Here is a 15829-nt window from a genome sequence, read left to right as displayed (position 1 = left end):
CTTCGAGCGGCTGCCCACCGGGGGCCGTGCGCCGCCTGCGCATCAGTCGGTGGTGCTCGTCGTCCGCTGGGCGACGGCGTGCCCCCGACTCAAGACTCTTCCCTCGTCGCGCCGGATGTACTCGGTGAGGTAGACGATCTTTCCCATCCGGTCCCCGAACCACAGGTTGTCAAAGGCGACCGGCACCGTGAACGCTGCGACGAATCCCCCGTCGTACACCAGCGCTGCGGCGAACGCGAGGTTCCAGTTGGGGCTGTCACCCGAGGGCTCGAACCGTAGGTAGACCGGGCTCTTCGTCAGGTTGCCCGTGTCGAGAGGCATCCCGATGCGCGGATCGTTGAACGCCGGGTCGACCACGTCGATCAGCTGTGGCGGTGTTGTCGTGGGTGGCAGCTCGCCGAGCGCATACTCGCGCCACGAGCCACGCTCGTAGTCATCCTTCTCGGAGTCCAGTCGGAACTCGCGTCCGCCCAGGCCGAGGTATACGCGGCCATCCGTTCCCGCGTCGTCGATGTTGCTCGTGATGACCTGGCACAGGATGCCGGTGATCGCGGCCATGGTGGTCCTTCCGATGAGTCGTTCCAGACGCCGGGGCGTCGTGGGTGCAGGGGAGAGAGGCCTGACCGGGAGGTTCAGATACGTCACCTGGCTCAGTCCCTGCTGCGCCCCAGGTGCTCCAGCGTCCTGGACGCTGAGCGAGGGGGCCCTCGTGCCCGGGGTCGACTGGATGTCCGGTCGACCCTCCGCTCCCGAAGACGACGCCGTCGTGGGAAGAGTCATGGAACGCATCGGCGCCGTGGTCGGGGGCGCGAACAAGACGCAGACCGTCGAGGACGGCGAGATCCCCTACGGTGGCATGCTCACAGTGCCGGTGTATCTCATGACCCACAGCCCTCATGAGCCGATCGAGCGGGACGGAGTCAGGTACACCTTCGTGGTCGACGACATCGGGCTGGCGGTCGAGTCGGCCAAGCAGGCGGCGGGAGACAAGTGGGTCAGTCTGCTCGGGGGGAGCATCTCGCGACAGTGCCTCGTGCTCGGACTCGTGGACGAGCTCCACCTCGACATCGCGCCGGTCCTGCTGGGCAGCGGCATCTCGCTGTTCGCGGGGCTCGGGCAGCACATCGAGCTGGAACGCCTCGAGACCTTTGCCTTCGCCAGTGAGACCCACCTCCGCTACCGCGTCATCACCTAGAAGCACCTCAGCGGTATGCGATCCCCCGACGCGAGGCGCACCTCCAGAGGCGGTCTGCCATTCAACACTCTCCATACAGCGTTCCGACGCCGCGTGTCGGTTGACGCCGCCGCGCATGACATCGATCTGATCTCCGTCGTCTGGGCGCTCGACCACCAGGCCGATCCAGCGGAGTTCGCCACCAGTGGGCTCCTCGCACAGCACCCGCACGACCGCGTTGGCCGTTGTTGCTATGGATGGACCGGCCGGAGGCGTGAACAGATGGAGAACCGAGTGCGGACGTCGATCCGGATACCATCGAGCATGATCAACGCCGTGCATACCTTGATCTACTCCACCGACCCTGTGGCGACGCGGAGGTTCTTCAAAAAGGTGCTGCGGTGGCCCTACGTCACCGAGGGCTCGACCGACGAGCCCGAGGAATGGCTGATCTTCAGAACTGGACCCAGCGAGATCGGGGTTCACCCCACCCGTGGCCCAGGTGGTGAGACCTGGGGACCGGAAGGCCAGCATCAAATCGCTTTGATGTGTGATGACCTGCCCAGCACGATGAAAGAACTGGAATCCCGTGGTGCTCACTTCGACGGGAAGCCAGAGGAGATGGGCTTCGGGGTAGGTATCGACCTGCCCGTAGCCGCCGCGGGGAAGATCCTCCTTTATGAAGCGCGGCATCCCGTCGCCTTCGACCTGTGAGTGTTGCTTCACCCTGACAGGGGCAGCGTGCCTGCCACGCTCCACGCGGCCAGAGTCTCGGACGCCTGTAGACGGGTGCTCGGTCGCGCCTCGGTTCAGGGCGCGAGGGACTACGTTGGCGACGTGATGGCATCACGCGGGCGATGGGCCGTGGCACGTTGCCTTGTCATGTGCGGGGCTCTGCTCGTGCTGGGCTGTGTCCTTGTGGTTGAGCCGAGAGGGCAGGGAGCGAATGGCACGGGCTTGTCGTACAGAGGCGAGTTCTATGTCTTGTCCGGTGCAGAGGTTCAGCCCGAGCGGCTAGGCCACGTGCTGGACGAGGACGTGGCCTTCCAGGACACGACCACCGAGGTGCGACGGATCGCCGGCGTGCGCCCAGATGTCGCAGTGGCGGCCTTGATCAGCCTGCCAGAGGGGAGAACTGGGAAAGCAGAACCAGCCTGGTCGCTCCTGAGCCCCAAGCCCGACCTGGCGGCAGACCCGTGGTCCGATGCCGAACTCTCGTCCGTGGTTCAGCCCCAACCCTGATTCGTGTCACACCCATACATGGCAGGTCAGCCGAGCTCGGGAGGCCTCTGGGTTGGCGCCCAGCTTCTCGCCACCCGGCGCAGCGCACCGGTCCTGGTCGGCTGGTCACGCCGCAGATCGAGCGCCACCCGGATCGCCCTGTCCCGACGCTCCTCCGGGTACTTCTTCGGTGCTGCCAGGACTCTCATCCTTCCGTGACATGAGAGCCTCGATCACACCCCGGTACGCGGCAGAGCTTGAACGTGCCGGAGTAGGTCCGCGAGGACCAACTCACCGTGCCGTCACTTCGTGAAGTCGTCCGGTGGCGACGTCAAAGACGAAACCGCGAACCGATTCCTTGTGGGGGATGAAGGGACTGGAATGGACACGGCCGAGCGACTGGCGAACATCCTCCTCCACGTCGGGGAACGCCTCGGCCGCCCACGGGGGGCGCAAGCCGGTATCCACGCGGATGGATTCTTTGAACTCGTCGTCGGTGAAGGTCAGCATCCCGCAGTCGGTGTGGTGGATGAGGATGATCTCCGTCGTTCCCAGGAGTCGTTGGCTGATCGCCAGGGAACGGATCTCGTCCTCGGTGACGACACCGCCGGCGTTTCGGATGACGTGCGCTTCCCCTTCGTTCAACCCCAACGCCCGGTAGACGTCGAGACGCGCGTCCATGCAGGCGAGAACGGCCACGTGCTTCGAGGGAGGCAGCGGCAGCGGACCGCTGAACTGTGACGCATACGCCTCGTTGTTGGCCAGCAGGGTGTCGGTGACGGTCATCGCTGCTCCTTGGAGTATGAGTCCTGGCGCGGCGTCCAGGGCTCATCCGGTGGAGCGACAGGGCGCCTCGCCCGCCACCCAACTCTACACCGTCTTGGCATCCGCATAAGTGATCATTATGTCGGGTCCCATGGACCCTCTGGGTCAGTCGTCGTAGTCCTCACATCGCCGCCACCGCCCATGCCGACTGCGGCATGTCAGTGCGGACGTGAGCGGGGCTTGACAACTTCGATGAGGCACGTCGGGCCTGGGGCTCGCGCGATGCGCCGATCTCCGGTGAGGAGTGTTGCCTGAATTGCCTCGGCCAGTGCGACGTAGGAAGCGTCGTAGACGGTGAGGTTCTGCCGCAGCTCCCAGCAGCGCATGACCAGCGCCCCGTGGTCGACCCGCTGCAGCGGCAGGGCGCGCAGGTCCTCCAGGGCGAAGGCCACGCGCCGAGCGTCCAGCTGGCCGCCGCGCGCGAGACCGCGCCACACCGACACGACCTCCAGGTCGATCAGGCTGGGCGCCGCCAGGTCCTCACCGCGCAGGCGGGCACGAAGCTGGTCCCCGTCCGGTCCGTCGTCGAGCAGGGCGACGGCCAGGACGCTGGCATCAACGACGAGCACGCTCGAACCGCAGCGCGCTGACCGCGTCCGCCAGGGGGAGCGTGCCGCCGGCCCGGCTGCCGGCCCGCTCGAGCACCTCGTCCAGCGTCGGTTGCTGGGCCTCCCGGATGAGCCGGGCGCGCAGGTACTCCTGCAGCGACTGGTGGGCTGCCGCCGCACGCTCCCGCAACACCGCGTGCGTCTCCTCAGGGACGTCCTTGATCTGAATGTTGGGCATGGCGCCATTATGGCTCCACAAGAGCCAACAAGGAACCTCGCGGTCACCGGCAGTGCGGTGTATTTATCGACCGCTTCAGCCGACGGCGGCGATGGGGGCGGCGGCGGGGACTCCTGAGCCGTCGCGCTTGTCATTGGTCTCCGGCAGCTCGACGGCGACGCCGTTGGCGGATGCCGCGCGCGGGGGAGCCGCGCCGGCCCAGCCCAGCACGAGGGCGTCCTCGCCGCGCAGGAGGCGGTGGCAGCGCACCCCGCCGGTCGCGCGGCCCTTGGTGGGGTAGGCCCACAGATCAGTGACCTTGACCGACCCCGTCTGGGCGCCCGGGGCGGCGCCGGGGGGCCCGGCCACCGTGACGACGACGTTCTCCACGCTCGAGTCCACGGCGGCGAAGCCGATGACCCGTGCACCGGCACCCAGCTTGATGCCCGCGATGCCACCGCCCGAGCGGCCCTGCGCCCTGACCAATGAGGAGGCGAAGCGCAGCAGCTGGGCGTCGGAGGTGACGAAGACGAGCTCCTCCTCACCGGTGGCGAGCTCCACCGCACCGACGACGCTGTCGCCGTCTTTGAGCGAGATGACCTCGAAGGAGTCACGGTTGCCGGGGTAGTCGGGGTTGACCCGCTTGATCACCCCCTGCTCGGTGCCGATCGCCAACCCGGGCCCGTCGCCGGTCAGGGTGCACAGGCCGAGCACCTGCTCGCCCGGTGGCAGGTCCACGAAGGCGGACAGCGGCGCACCCCCGGAGAGGTTCGGGGCCTCCGCCGACGGTGGCAGCGCCGGCAGCTCGACCACCGACAGGGTCACCACACGGCCGGCGCTGGTGAGAAGACCCACGCTCCCGCGGGCCGTGGTCCGCACCCGCGACCGGATTACGTCGTGCTTGGCCCGGCGCCCGCCGGTGCTGAGCGGTTCCTCGTCCGAGACGCCGGCCCGCGCCAGCAGGCCGGTGGAGGAGAGCAGCACCCAGCACGGGTCGTCGGCGACCTCGAGGTCCATGCCCGCGGCCTTGGCCCCGGCCGCAGGGCCCCCCGCCGCGGACGCGGCGCCCGTCCCGTCGCTCTCCAGCAGCACGGTGCGGCGCGGCGTGCCGTGCGCAGCCGCGACCGCGGCGAGCTCGTCGCTGACGACCGTGAGCAGCAGCTGCTGGTCGGCGAGGATCGCCTCCAGGGCCTCGATCTCGCGCTTGAGCTCGTCCCGCTCGCTCTCCAGCTCGATCCGGGAGAACTTCGTCAACCGGCGCAGCTGCAGGTCCAGGATGTGGTTGGCCTGGATCTCGGACAGGTCGAAGACCTGCATGAGCCGGGTCCGCGCGGTGGCGACGTCCTCGGCGGCCCGGATGAGCTGGATGACCTCGTCGATGTCCAGGATCGCGATGAGCAGGCCCTCGACCAGGTGCAGGCGGTCCTTCTTCTTGCCCAGCCGGTGCGCGGTCCGGCGTCGCACCACGTCGGTGCGGAAGTCGACATACACCTGCAGCAGGTCCCTGAGCCCCAGGGTGCGCGGCTGCCCCTCGACGAGCGCCACGTTGTTGATCCCGAAGGACTCCTCCATGGGGGTGAGCTTGTAGAGCTGCTCGAGCACCGCGTCGGGGTTGAAGCCGGTCTTGATCTCGATGACCAGGTGGAGGCCCTTGGTTCGGTCGGTGAGGTCGATGATGTCCGAGACGCCCTGCAGCTTCTTGGCCTGCGCCAGCTGCTTGACCTTCTCGATGACCTTCTCCGGCCCGACGAGGTAGGGCAGGTCGGTGACGACGATGCCCTTCTTGCGCGGTGTGACGTTCTCGATCCGCGCCGTGGCGCGCGTCTTGAACGACCCGCGCCCGCTCTCGTAGGCCTCCCGGATGCCGTCCAGGCCGACGATCCGCCCGCCCAGCGGCAGGTCCGGCCCGGGCACGAAGCGCATGAGCGCCTCGAGGTCGGCCTCGGGGTGGGCGATGAGGTGCCGGGCGGCCCCGATGACCTCGCCGAGGTTGTGCGGCGGCATGTTGGTCGCCATGCCGACCGCGATCCCGGTGGCACCGTTGACCAGCAGGTTGGGGTATGCCGCGGGCAGCACCTCGGGCTGGAACAGCTGGTCGTCGTAGTTGGGGACGTAGTCGACGGTGCTCTCGTCGAGACCGCCGGTCATGAGCAGCGCCGCCGGCGCCATGCGGGCCTCGGTGTAGCGGCTGGCCGCGGGGCCGTCGTCGAGGGAGCCGAAGTTGCCGTGCCCGTCGACCAGCGGCAGCCGCATGGTGAAGGGCTGCGCCATCCGCACCATCGCGTCGTAGATCGCGGTGTCCCCGTGCGGGTGGTACTTACCCATGACCTCACCGACGACCCGCGAGCACTTCACGTGCGGCCGGTCCGGCCGCAGCCCGAGCTCGTTCATCGCGTAGAGGATGCGCCGCTGCACCGGCTTCAGGCCGTCCCGGGCGTCCGGCAGCGCCCGGGAGTAGATCACCGAGTAGGCGTACTCCAGGAAGGCACCCTCCATCTCCTCCTGGACGTCGACCTCGAGGATCTTCTCCTCCACGTCGAAGAGGTCTTCGCTCTGCGGGCGCTTGCGACGAGCCATGAGGGGGTGGGGCGACCTTTCGTGCTCACGGAGGCCCGGACGGGCGTGTCAGGGTCGATCCAGGGTATGCCGCGCGCCGGGGATGACGGCGGAGGCGCGGCGGTCGGGGGGCGGGCGCGGCGGTCACCGGGGAGGTTCGGGGGGTCCGGGTCGGCCGAGGCCGAGCCAGTTGGCCCGGGTCGCCTCCGCGGCACCGACCGCGTCGCCCTGGCGGAGCCGACGCACGATGAGGTCGTGCTCGGCGGGGGAGTCGCCGCCGGTGATCGAGCCGAAGTGCAGGAACTCGGCCCGCCGCAGCATCGCCGTCACCGCGTCCAGCTGCTCGGCCAGGATCGGGTTGCCGGCGACCCCGACGGGCACGGCGTGGAAGTCGTCGTCGGCCTGCAGGGCGGCGGCAGGATCGGGGACGGCCAGGCCCGCGCGGAGCCGGGCGGTGGCCTCGTCCATGGCCGCCAGCTCCTCGGTGCCCAGTCGCGGGGCCGCGGTCCGCACCGCGAGGGCGTGGAGCTCGGCCACCACCTCGCGGGCGTGCGCGAGCACGGTCTCGTCCTCCGGCGCGACCGTCGTCACCCGTCCGGGCCTGGCCAGCACCAGGCCGTCGCGGGCCAGCCGCAGCAGGGCCTCGCGGACCGGGGTGCGCGACACCCCCAGCCAGGCGCCCAGCTCGGCGTCGTTGATCTTCTCGCCCGGGGCCAGCCGGCCGCGCACGATCTCGTCGCGGATCCGCCCGTAGACGTCGTCGCGCAGCAGGCGACGGGACGCGGAGGCCGGGGTCGGGGTCGTGGGCACGGGCATACCCCCAGCGTAGACGCGGACCTCCTGCGATATGCAATATATTGGTTGTGGCGGTCCGGCCGGCGGACCAGGAGGAGAGCACGCGATGGCCCTGTCAGACCACCCCCGACACCCCCTGACCTTCGGGCCGAGCCCGGTGCACCCGCTGGACCGGCTCAGCGACCACCTCGGCGGGCCGCGCATCTGGGCCAAGCGGGAGGACGTGAGCTCCGGGCTGGCCTTCGGCGGCAACAAGACCCGCAAGCTGGAGTACATCGTCCCGGACATCCTGGCCTCGGGTGCGGACACCCTCGTCTCGATCGGCGGCTACCAGTCCAACCACACCCGGCAGGTCGCCGCGGTCGCGGCCCACCTGGGGCTCAAGGCGGTGCTCGTGCAGGAGCGGTGGGTGGAGTGGGACGACCCGGGCAACGACCGGGTCGGCAACATCGAGCTGTCCCGGATCATGGGCGCCGACGTCCGGCTCGACGACGCCGGCTTCGACATCGGCATCCGCCCCAGCTGGGAGGCGGCGCTCGCCGACGTCGAGGCGGCCGGCGGCACGGCATACCCCATCCCGGCCGGTGCCTCCGAGCACCCCCTGGGCGGGCTCGGCTTCGCGAACTGGGCCCACGAGGTGGTGGCCCAGGAGGCCGAGCTCGGGGTCTTCTTCGACACCGTCGTCGTGTGCACGGTGACCGGGTCCACGCACGCGGGCATGATCGCTGGCTTCGCCGAGATCGAGGACGCCGGCGGGCGGCCCCGCCGCGTCATCGGCATCGACGCCTCGGCGACCCTGGACAAGACCAGGGACCAGGTGCGCCGGATCGCCACGCACACGGCCGGGCTGCTCGAGCTGGGCCGCGACCTGCGCGAGGACGAGATCACCGTCCTGCCCGGATGGGAGGGCCCGGCCTACGGCATCCCCGACTCCTCGACGGTCGAGGCCATCCGGACGGTCGGCCGGCTGGAAGGCGTCATCCTGGACCCCGTCTACGAGGGCAAGTCCATGGCCGGGCTCATCGACCTCGTCGGCGACGGCACCATCGGGGCGGACTCGACGGTCCTCTACGCCCACCTGGGCGGGCAGCTCGCCCTCAACGCCTACAGCGCGATCTTCGACTGAGCCCCGCGCAGGTAGCGCTCCACGACATCGGCCATGAGCCTCGCCGACCCGTCGAGGAAGGCGGGGAAGTCCTGCGCGGCGCCGTGGTCCGCGGTGTCGGAGAGCGCCCGCAGGACGGCGAAGGGCATCCCCAGCGACGTGGCGGCCTGGGCCACCGCCGCACCCTCCATCTCCACGCAGATCGCACCGAACTCGGCGTGGACGGCCGCCGCCCGCGCCGCGGAGGCGACGAACTGGTCACCGGAGGCGATACGGCCCTCGTGCAGCGTCCTGCCGTCGCGCGCGGCGCAGGCGTCGGCGGCGGCCACGAGGTGCTCGCTCATCGCCGGGTCCGCCGCCCAGGACACCGGCTCTCCCAGCAGCTGACCGGGTGGCCGGCCCAGCGCCGTGACGTCCACGTCGTGCTGGACCAGGTCGGTGGCCACGACGAGGTCGCCGACCCGCTGGCCGGGGGCCACGCCCCCGGCGACGCCGGTGAACAACAGCGAGGTGGCGCCGGCGGAGTGCAGGACGGTGGTCGCCATGGCGGCGTTGACCTTGCCGACGCCGCACCGGGCCAGCAGCACCTCGACCCCGTGCAGACGGCCCCGGTGGAGGGTGAGGTGACCCGCCCGCAGCTCGACCGGCTGGTCCAGCAGCCGCCGGTTGTCGGCGACCTCCGTCTCGATGGCCCCGAGGATGGCGAGCATGGCGCCGATCATCGCAGACCGGTCACGGTTAGCCTCGGGAGCATGACGAGCACTCTCTTCACCGGCGGCACGGTCGTCGACGGCACCCTGTCCGAGCCCCGCGTCGCGGACGTCCACGTGGTCGACGGCCGCGTCATCGAAGTCGGGCCCGGCCTCGGCGTCGAGGCGGACACCGTCGTCGACTGCACCGGTCAGACCGTGCTGCCGGGCCTCTTCGACTGCCACGTGCACTTCATGTTCGAGCAGCCGAGCATCAGCCGCATCCTGCAGACCCCCTTCAGCCTGGCCTTCTTCCAGGCGGCCGAGCGCATGCGCACCACGCTCGCGACGGGCATCACCTGGGTGCGCGACGCCGGCGGCTCCGATCTCGGGGTCGCCGAGGCGGTGCGCCGCGGCGTCACGCCGGGCCCACGGATGCAGATCGCGCTGACGATGATCAGCCAGACCGGCGGTCACGGCGACGGGTGGCAGCTGTGCGGCGCCCATGTGGACCTCATGCCCGAGCACCCGGGCTGCCCCTCGGGAGTGGTCGACGGCCCCGTCGAGATGCGCCGCAAGGTGCGCGAGCTGGTCCGTGGGGGCGCCGACGTCATCAAGGTCGCCACCAGCGGCGGCGTGCTCTCGCCGCGCAGCAACCCGTTGCACGGCCACCTGCGTGACGACGAGATCGCCGCCCTGGTGACCGAGGCCACCGCCGCCGGCCTCCACGTCATGGCGCACGCGCAGGCGACCGACGGCATCAAGACGGCCATCCGCGGGGGGATCCGCTCCATCGAGCACGGGATCTACCTCGACGACGAGGCCATCGAGATGATGCTCGAGCGTGGCACCTGGCTGGTGCCGACCCTGCTGGCGCCGCGCGCTGTCCTGTCCCAGGCCGACGCGGGGGTCCCGCTGCCGGACGCCGTGGTCGCCAAGGCCCGCATGGTGTCCGAGGCGCACGACGAGTCCGTCCGCCGCGCCATCGCCGCCGGGGTCAAGGTGGCGATGGGCACCGACTCCGGGGTGGGCGTCCACGGCACCAACCTCGACGAGCTGGCGATCATGCGCGACCTGGGGATGAGCGAGCTGGGGGCGTGGCACGCCACCACCCAGGTCGCGGCCGAGCTGCTCGGTGTCGGGGAGGACCACGGCACCCTCGAGCCGGGCAAGGTCGGTGACGTCGTCGTCCTCGACGGGGCGTGGGACGACCTGGCCGGCCTCGGGGAGCGGGTGTCCTCGGTCTGGCTGGCGGGGGAGCGGGCCCCGGTCTGATGGAGGTCCTCGACGCCGCCGCCGTCCGGGCCGGCCTCGACCCCGAGGCGCTGGTCGAGGCGCTCCGGGTTGTCTTCGCCGGCCCGGGACCGACCGTGCCGGAGCGCACGCTGGAGCCGCTCGGCGGCGAGCCGCCTGCGACGCTGCTGCTCAAACCGGCCTGGGGCCTGCACGGGTGGCTCGGGGTCAAGGTCGCCACCCACCACCCGGCCAACGGGGAGCGCGGGCTGCCCGCGATCCAGGCGACCTACCTGCTCCTGGAGGAGGCCACCGGCTCCCCGGTGGCCGTCCTGGACGGGACCGAGCTCACCCGGTGGCGCACCGCCGCCGCCAGCGCCCTGGCCGCCGACCACCTGGCCCCCGAGCGGGTCGGCGAGCACCTGCTCGTCGGGGCGGGCAACGTCGCCGCCGCCGTGCCTGCCTGCTTCGCCGCGGTCCGCGACGTCGGGATCACCCGGGTCTGGGCGCGCGACCGCGACCGCGCGGCCGCCCTCGTCGAGCAGCTGCGCACCCAGGGGTATGCCGCGGCCGTCGCCGACGACCTGCGGGCCGCGGTCCGCACCGCCGACGTCGTCACCACGGCCACCTCGGCGACGAGTCCGCTGGTGCTCGGGCGGGACGTGCAGCCCGGCACCCACGTCGACCTCGTGGGCTCCTTCCTGCCGACGATGACCGAGGCCGACGAGGAGCTCATGACGGCCGCCCGGGTGGTCGTCGACGTCGCCGAGGCGGCGCAGACCGCCGGCGAGCTGGTCGGGCCGCTGCAGCGCGGCACGCTCAACCAGCAGGACGTCGCGACGACGCTCGCCGACGTCGTCTCGGGCCGCTCACCCGGCCGCCGCGACGCGTCCGAGGTCACCGTCTTCAAGTCCGTCGGCACGGCCGCCGAGGACCTCGCCGCAGCCGTCCTGGTCTGGCGAGTCGCCACGTCCTCCTGAGCAGGGTCGAGCGGCCGCAGGGTGGTGCGGAAACGGTGCGGCACATCCGTTGTCAGAGCGACTGACATGCAGCACCGTTTCCGCACATCCATCGGTCTGGCCGCTCCCACCAGGCAGGTCGCAGACCCCCCGACCTAGGATCGACGGATGACTCTCCATCACGTCCGGCGTGGCAGCGGCAGTCCTCTGCTGCTGGTCCACGGTCTCGGGGCAGGCTCGCAGTCCTGGGCGCCCATCCTCGACCGGTTGGCCGCCGAGCGGGAGGTCATCGCCGTCGACCTGCCCGGGTTCGGGCAGTCCGCGCCCCTGGCCGGGGAGGTCTCCATCACGACCCTGACCGACGCGGTCGCTGGCTTCATCGACGAGCAGGGGCTCGGGGCGGTGTCCACCGCCGGTCAGTCCATGGGGGCGCGGATCGTGCTCGAGCTCGCCCGCCGTGGGCGCGGCGGTGACACGGTCGCCCTGGACCCGGGCGGCTTCTGGACCGACCGGGAGGTCGCCGTCTTCAGTGGCACCCTGCGTCCCTCGATCAGGCTCGTCAGGGCGCTGCAGGGTGCGCTCCCGACCCTGGTGGGCAACCCCGTCTCCCGGTCCGCCCTCCTGGCGCAGTTCTCGGCCCGGCCCTGGGCGCTCTCCGCCGAGACCGTGCTGCCGGACCTGCGCGGGCTGGCCACCGCCCCCTCGACCGGGGCGGCGATGGACGCGCTCACGAGAGGACCGAAGCAGGAGGGTGCCCCCGCCGGCACGCTGCCCGGCCGGGCCACCATCGGCTGGGGGCGCCGCGACCTGGTGACCCTGCCCCGCCAGGCGCAGCGCGCCGTGGCGGCGTTCCCGGACGCGCAGCTGCACTGGTTCGAGGGGTGCGGGCACTTCCCCCAGTGGGACGCACCCGACGAGGCCGCGCGGCTCATCCTCGACCGGACCAGCTGAGCAGCCCACCGCAGCCCCAGCTCACCACAGTCCACAGGCGCCGCAGCCCACTGGATCCCCGCCCATCACCCGCCCGCCTACCTCAGCCGCCGCCTACCTCAGCCGCCGCCCACCTCGCCGCGGCCATCGCCCGGGGCTCGTCGGGGGGCAGCCCGTGCCCCTCAGCGCGAGGAGGCCTGGCGGAACCGGTTGACCGCCACGGGCACGAAGACGGCGAGCATGAGCACCGACATGGCCACGGTGGTGAGGATCGGGTTCTGCATGGGGAAGGTGTCCGGGGTCGCTGCTGCCCCGGTGTTGCCGAAGAGCTCGCGCACCGCCTGCACCAGGGCCGAGATGGGGTTCCAGTTGGCGAAGGTCTCCAGCACCGCGGGCAGCCGGTCGGTCTGCACGAAGGCGTTGGAGATGAAGGTCAGCGGGAAGAGGATCATGAACGAGGCGTTGTTGATGACCTCGGGCGTGCGGACCACGATGCCGAGCAGCGCCATCACCCAGCTGAAGGCATAGCTGAAGAGCAGCAGGATCCCGACGCCGGCGAGGAAGCTGAGCCAGCCCTCGTGGAAGCGCCAGCCCACCAGCGCGCCGCTCATCATCATGATGACGACGGACACGCCGTTGAGAACGAGGTCGGCGTTGGTGCGACCGAAGAGGACGGCCGAGTCGTGCATCGGCAGCGTCCGGAAGCGGTCGATCATCCCCTCCTTGAGGTCCTGCGCCATCTGGTAGCCGGAGAAGGTGGAGCCGAAGAGGACCGTCTGGCCGAAGATGCCGGCCATGAGGTAGTCGGTGTAGTTGCCCCCGTCGATCTCGATCGAGCCGCCGTAGACCTGCGAGAAGAGCAGGACGAACATGATGGGCTGCAGGACCGCGAAGAGCAGGATCTCGGGGTTGCGGCGGAACTTGATGAGGTTGCGCCAGGTCACGGTGCGGACGTCGCTGGCCCAGGAGGCGAGTGGGCTGGCCGCGTGGGGTCCCTGGCCGTCGTCGGCGGCCCGGGCCGGCGGGGCCGCGGTGTCGGTGCTCATGCGCTCTCCTCGAGCTCGCTCGTGGTGTCGTCGGCCTGCTCCCGGCCGGTCAGCCGGAGGAAGACGTCGTCCAGGGTGGGCCGCCGCATCCCGGCGTCGTGCAGCCGGACCCCTGCGGAGTCGAGGTCGGCGAGGACGTGCTGCAGGGCGCCCGGGCCCTCGGTGACCGGGACCGACAGGGTGCGACCGCCGGTGTCCTGCTGGACCTCCTCGGTCCCGTGCCGGGCGAGGACGGCCCGAGCGGTGTCCGCGTCGTCGGCGTCCACCAGCGTGACCACCACCCGGTGCCCGCCGACCTGGGCCTTGAGCTCGTCAGCGGTGCCCTCGGCGATGACCGTGCCGTGGTCGATGACGCTGATGTCGTCGGCGAGGTAGTCGGCCTCCTCGAGGTACTGGGTCGTCAGCAGGACGGTGGTGCCCTGGGCCACCAGGTCCTTGATGACCTCCCACAGGCCGAGCCGGCTGCGCGGGTCCAGCCCGGTGGTGGGCTCGTCGAGGAAGAGGATCTGCGGGCTGTTGACGAGGGCGCAGGCCAGGTCGATGCGCCGCCGCATGCCGCCGGAGAAGCCCTTGACCGGCCGGTCTCCCGCGTCGGCGAGGTCGAACTGCTCGAGCAGCTCGGCGGCGCGCGCCTTGGACCTGGCCCCACCGAGGTGGTAGAGCCGGCCCACCATCTCGAGGTTCTCCCGGCCGGTGAGGTGCTCGTCCACCGCGGCGTACTGGCCGCTGGCGCCGATGACCCGCCGCACCCCCTCCGGGTCCTGCAGCACGTCGACCCCGGCCACGCTCGCGGTGCCCGAGTCGGGCTGCAGGAGGGTGTTGAGCACCTTGACGGTGGTGGTCTTGCCGGCCCCGTTGGGGCCCAGCAGACCCTTGACGGTGCCCTGCGGGACGGTCAGTGACAACCCGGCGAGCGCGTGCACGTCGCCGGAGCGGGAATGGTAGGTCTTGCGCAGGTCGTGCGCCTCGATGAGGGCCACGCGAAGATGCTACTGCGGTCTACCGACACACCCCACCCGTTAAGGTGAGGCCGCCGTCCCGGGCGAGGGTCATCGGCTCTGCCCGGGCGGGCGGCACAGGGCAACCATGCGCGGCGCTCGGTGGGGGTGGGCGCAACCATGCGGGGCGCTCGGTGGGGGTGGGCGCAACCATGCGCGGCGCTCGGTGGCGGTGGGCGCAACCACTCGCGGCGCTCGGTGGCAGACTCCGCGACGGATCGCTCAGCGGGCGAGCCACCCCATCGCCGCGGCGACCATCGCCCGCACACCCGTGTCCAGCATCGGTTGCAGCACGGGGGCGAAGTGCGGGGAGTGGTTGTCCGGGAAGTCCGACCGCTCCGTGCCGCGCCCCTCGGCGGCACCCCAGTCCTGCGCGTCGAAGGCGCCGAAGCCCCAGTAGCAGCCGGGCACCCCCCACGCGGCCGGCAGCTCGCCGAAGTCCTCCGAGCCCATCTCGGGGGTGAAGTCGCGCACCTGCCCCTCGCCCAGCTCGGCGACGAGGGCGTCCCGCACCCGTGCGGTGGCCCCCGGGTCGTTGTCCGTCACCGGCAGGTGGTCGAAGGTCTCGAAGCCCGGCTCCGGGGCTCCCCAGGCCAGCGCCTCGGCGCGGGCGGTGCGCTCGATGACCTCCAGGCAGTGCGCCGCCACCGCACCGTCGTAGGTCCGCACGGTCCCCTCCAGCACGGCGTGCGCCGGGATGATGTTGGTCTTGGTGCCGGCGGCGATCCGGCCGACGCTCACCACGGCGGTGGCCTGCGGCGAGACCTGCCGGGACACCACCGTCTGCAGGCGCATCACCAGCGACGCGGCCATGACGACCGGGTCGATCGCCGTGTGCGGCGCCGAGCCGTGCCCGCCCTTGCCGTGCAGGGTGATCCGGAAGTCGTCGCAGCTGGCCATGATCGGCCCCGGCGCCACCTGCACCGACCCGGCGGGTCCGGGCAGCACGTGCTGGCCCAAGGCGACGTCCGGACGCGGCAGCAGGTTGACCAGGCCGTCGGCGACCATCGCCTCGGCACCGTTGAACTGCTCCTCCGCCGGCTGGAAGACCGCGACGACGGTGCCGGCCCAGTGCTCCCGACCCTCCAGCAGCAGGCGCAGGGACGCCAGCAGGGTCGCCACGTGGGTGTCGTGGCCGCAGGCGTGCATGACCGGCACCTGCTCGCCGGCCTCGTTGGTGACCCGCACCGTCGACGCGTAGTCCAGCCCGGTGTCCTCGGCGACCGGCAGACCGTCCATGTCGGCGCGCAGCAGCACGGTCGGGCCGTCGCCGTTGCGCGCGACCACCGCCACCCCGGTCCCCCCGATCCCGGTGTGCACCTCGAGGTCGTCGGCGCCGGGCATGCCCGACACCTCCTGCACGACGCGCGCGGCCGTCGCGTGCTCGGCCATGGACAGCTCGGGGTGGGCGTGCAGGTGGCGGTAGACGTCCTCCAGCCAGGGGCGGATCGTCGGCAGCGGCTGGAGGACGGCGGCGGTCGCGGTGCTCATGGGGCGAGGGTATGCGGTGCGCCGGCGTGGCAGGGTACGTCC

16 protein-coding genes are annotated in these 15829 nt (G+C 71.4%); 6 read left to right on the top strand and 10 right to left on the bottom strand.

Annotation, left to right across the window (positions count from 1 at the left end; translation table 11 throughout):
• Window positions 1–42: 42 nt before the first annotated feature.
• The gene (locus Q0967_RS03910; protein WP_298746541.1) at window positions 43–558 is read right to left on the bottom strand and encodes a hypothetical protein; all 516 of its coding nucleotides are present in this window, start codon (window positions 556–558) and stop codon (window positions 43–45) included.
• Between the two features lie 220 nt (window positions 559–778).
• Between Q0967_RS03910 and Q0967_RS03905 the strand changes: the two genes are divergently transcribed.
• Both Q0967_RS03905 and Q0967_RS03900 read left to right on the top strand, forming a co-directional pair.
• Entirely contained in the window at window positions 779–1195 is a 417-nt protein-coding gene (locus tag Q0967_RS03905) for a dihydrofolate reductase family protein (protein WP_298746544.1), read from the top strand.
• Window positions 1196–1498: 303 nt separating this feature from the next.
• Window positions 1499–1888, top strand: coding sequence for a VOC family protein (locus Q0967_RS03900; RefSeq protein ID WP_298746547.1), 390 nt, complete (start codon window positions 1499–1501; stop codon window positions 1886–1888).
• Window positions 1889–2686: 798 nt separating this feature from the next.
• Here the strand turns inward: Q0967_RS03900 and Q0967_RS03895 are convergent.
• The 5 genes from Q0967_RS03895 to Q0967_RS03875 form a co-directional block, all read right to left on the bottom strand.
• Complete coding sequence (locus tag Q0967_RS03895; protein WP_298746550.1) at window positions 2687–3181, bottom strand: carbonic anhydrase; 495 nt, start codon at window positions 3179–3181, stop codon at window positions 2687–2689.
• A gap of 197 nt (window positions 3182–3378) precedes the next feature.
• Entirely contained in the window at window positions 3379–3789 is a 411-nt protein-coding gene (locus Q0967_RS03890) for a type II toxin-antitoxin system VapC family toxin (RefSeq protein ID WP_298746553.1), read from the bottom strand.
• Window positions 3776–4006 (bottom strand): FitA-like ribbon-helix-helix domain-containing protein, encoded by a 231-nt coding sequence (locus tag Q0967_RS03885; RefSeq protein ID WP_298746556.1) that lies wholly within the window; start codon window positions 4004–4006, stop codon window positions 3776–3778. Before Q0967_RS03885 ends, Q0967_RS03890 begins: the two co-directional genes overlap by 14 nt.
• 75 nt (window positions 4007–4081) lie before the next feature.
• On the bottom strand, window positions 4082–6562 hold the full coding sequence (locus Q0967_RS03880) for a DNA topoisomerase (ATP-hydrolyzing) subunit A (RefSeq protein ID WP_298746559.1): 2481 nt from the start codon (window positions 6560–6562) through the stop codon (window positions 4082–4084).
• 123 nt (window positions 6563–6685) lie between these two features.
• Window positions 6686–7357, bottom strand: a complete 672-nt coding sequence (locus Q0967_RS03875) for a GntR family transcriptional regulator (RefSeq protein ID WP_298746561.1) — start codon at window positions 7355–7357, stop codon at window positions 6686–6688.
• An 85-nt stretch (window positions 7358–7442) separates the two neighbouring features.
• Here Q0967_RS03875 and Q0967_RS03870 point away from each other — a divergent pair, with 85 nt between their 5' ends.
• Window positions 7443–8462, top strand: coding sequence for a 1-aminocyclopropane-1-carboxylate deaminase (locus Q0967_RS03870; protein ID WP_298746563.1), 1020 nt, complete (start codon window positions 7443–7445; stop codon window positions 8460–8462).
• Here Q0967_RS03870 and Q0967_RS03865 read toward each other — a convergent pair.
• A complete protein-coding gene (locus tag Q0967_RS03865; RefSeq protein WP_298746566.1) occupies window positions 8441–9151 on the bottom strand; it encodes a 5'-methylthioadenosine/adenosylhomocysteine nucleosidase in 711 nt (236 codons plus the stop codon). The genes Q0967_RS03870 and Q0967_RS03865 overlap by 22 nt on opposite strands.
• A 42-nt stretch (window positions 9152–9193) precedes the next feature.
• Between Q0967_RS03865 and Q0967_RS03860 the strand changes: the two genes are divergently transcribed.
• The 3 genes from Q0967_RS03860 (at window position 9194) to Q0967_RS03850 (ending at window position 12273) form a co-directional block, all read left to right on the top strand.
• A complete protein-coding gene (locus Q0967_RS03860; protein ID WP_298746569.1) occupies window positions 9194–10405 on the top strand; it encodes an amidohydrolase family protein in 1212 nt (403 codons plus the stop codon).
• Entirely contained in the window at window positions 10405–11343 is a 939-nt protein-coding gene (locus Q0967_RS03855) for an ornithine cyclodeaminase family protein (RefSeq protein WP_298746572.1), read from the top strand. Before Q0967_RS03860 ends, Q0967_RS03855 begins: the two co-directional genes overlap by 1 nt.
• Window positions 11344–11490: 147 nt before the next feature.
• A complete protein-coding gene (locus tag Q0967_RS03850) occupies window positions 11491–12273 on the top strand; it encodes an alpha/beta fold hydrolase (RefSeq protein ID WP_298746575.1) in 783 nt (260 codons plus the stop codon).
• A 161-nt stretch (window positions 12274–12434) separates the two neighbouring features.
• Here the strand turns inward: Q0967_RS03850 and Q0967_RS03845 are convergent, their stop codons facing one another.
• The 3 genes from Q0967_RS03845 to Q0967_RS03835 all read right to left on the bottom strand — a co-directional run bounded on the left by Q0967_RS03845 (window position 12435) and on the right by Q0967_RS03835 (window position 15787).
• The gene (locus tag Q0967_RS03845) at window positions 12435–13298 is read right to left on the bottom strand and encodes an ABC transporter permease (protein ID WP_298746578.1); all 864 of its coding nucleotides are present in this window, start codon (window positions 13296–13298) and stop codon (window positions 12435–12437) included.
• Entirely contained in the window at window positions 13295–14278 is a 984-nt protein-coding gene (locus Q0967_RS03840) for an ATP-binding cassette domain-containing protein (protein ID WP_298746581.1), read from the bottom strand. The genes Q0967_RS03845 and Q0967_RS03840 overlap by 4 nt, the downstream gene beginning before the upstream one ends.
• Before the next feature lie 240 nt (window positions 14279–14518).
• A complete protein-coding gene (locus Q0967_RS03835; protein ID WP_298746583.1) occupies window positions 14519–15787 on the bottom strand; it encodes an amidohydrolase in 1269 nt (422 codons plus the stop codon).
• Window positions 15788–15829: the final 42 nt, after the last annotated feature.

This window comes from uncultured Serinicoccus sp., from assembly GCF_947500995.1.
Classification (GTDB): domain Bacteria; phylum Actinomycetota; class Actinomycetes; order Actinomycetales; family Dermatophilaceae; genus Ornithinicoccus.
This window is presented reverse-complemented; position numbering and strand designations above follow the sequence as displayed.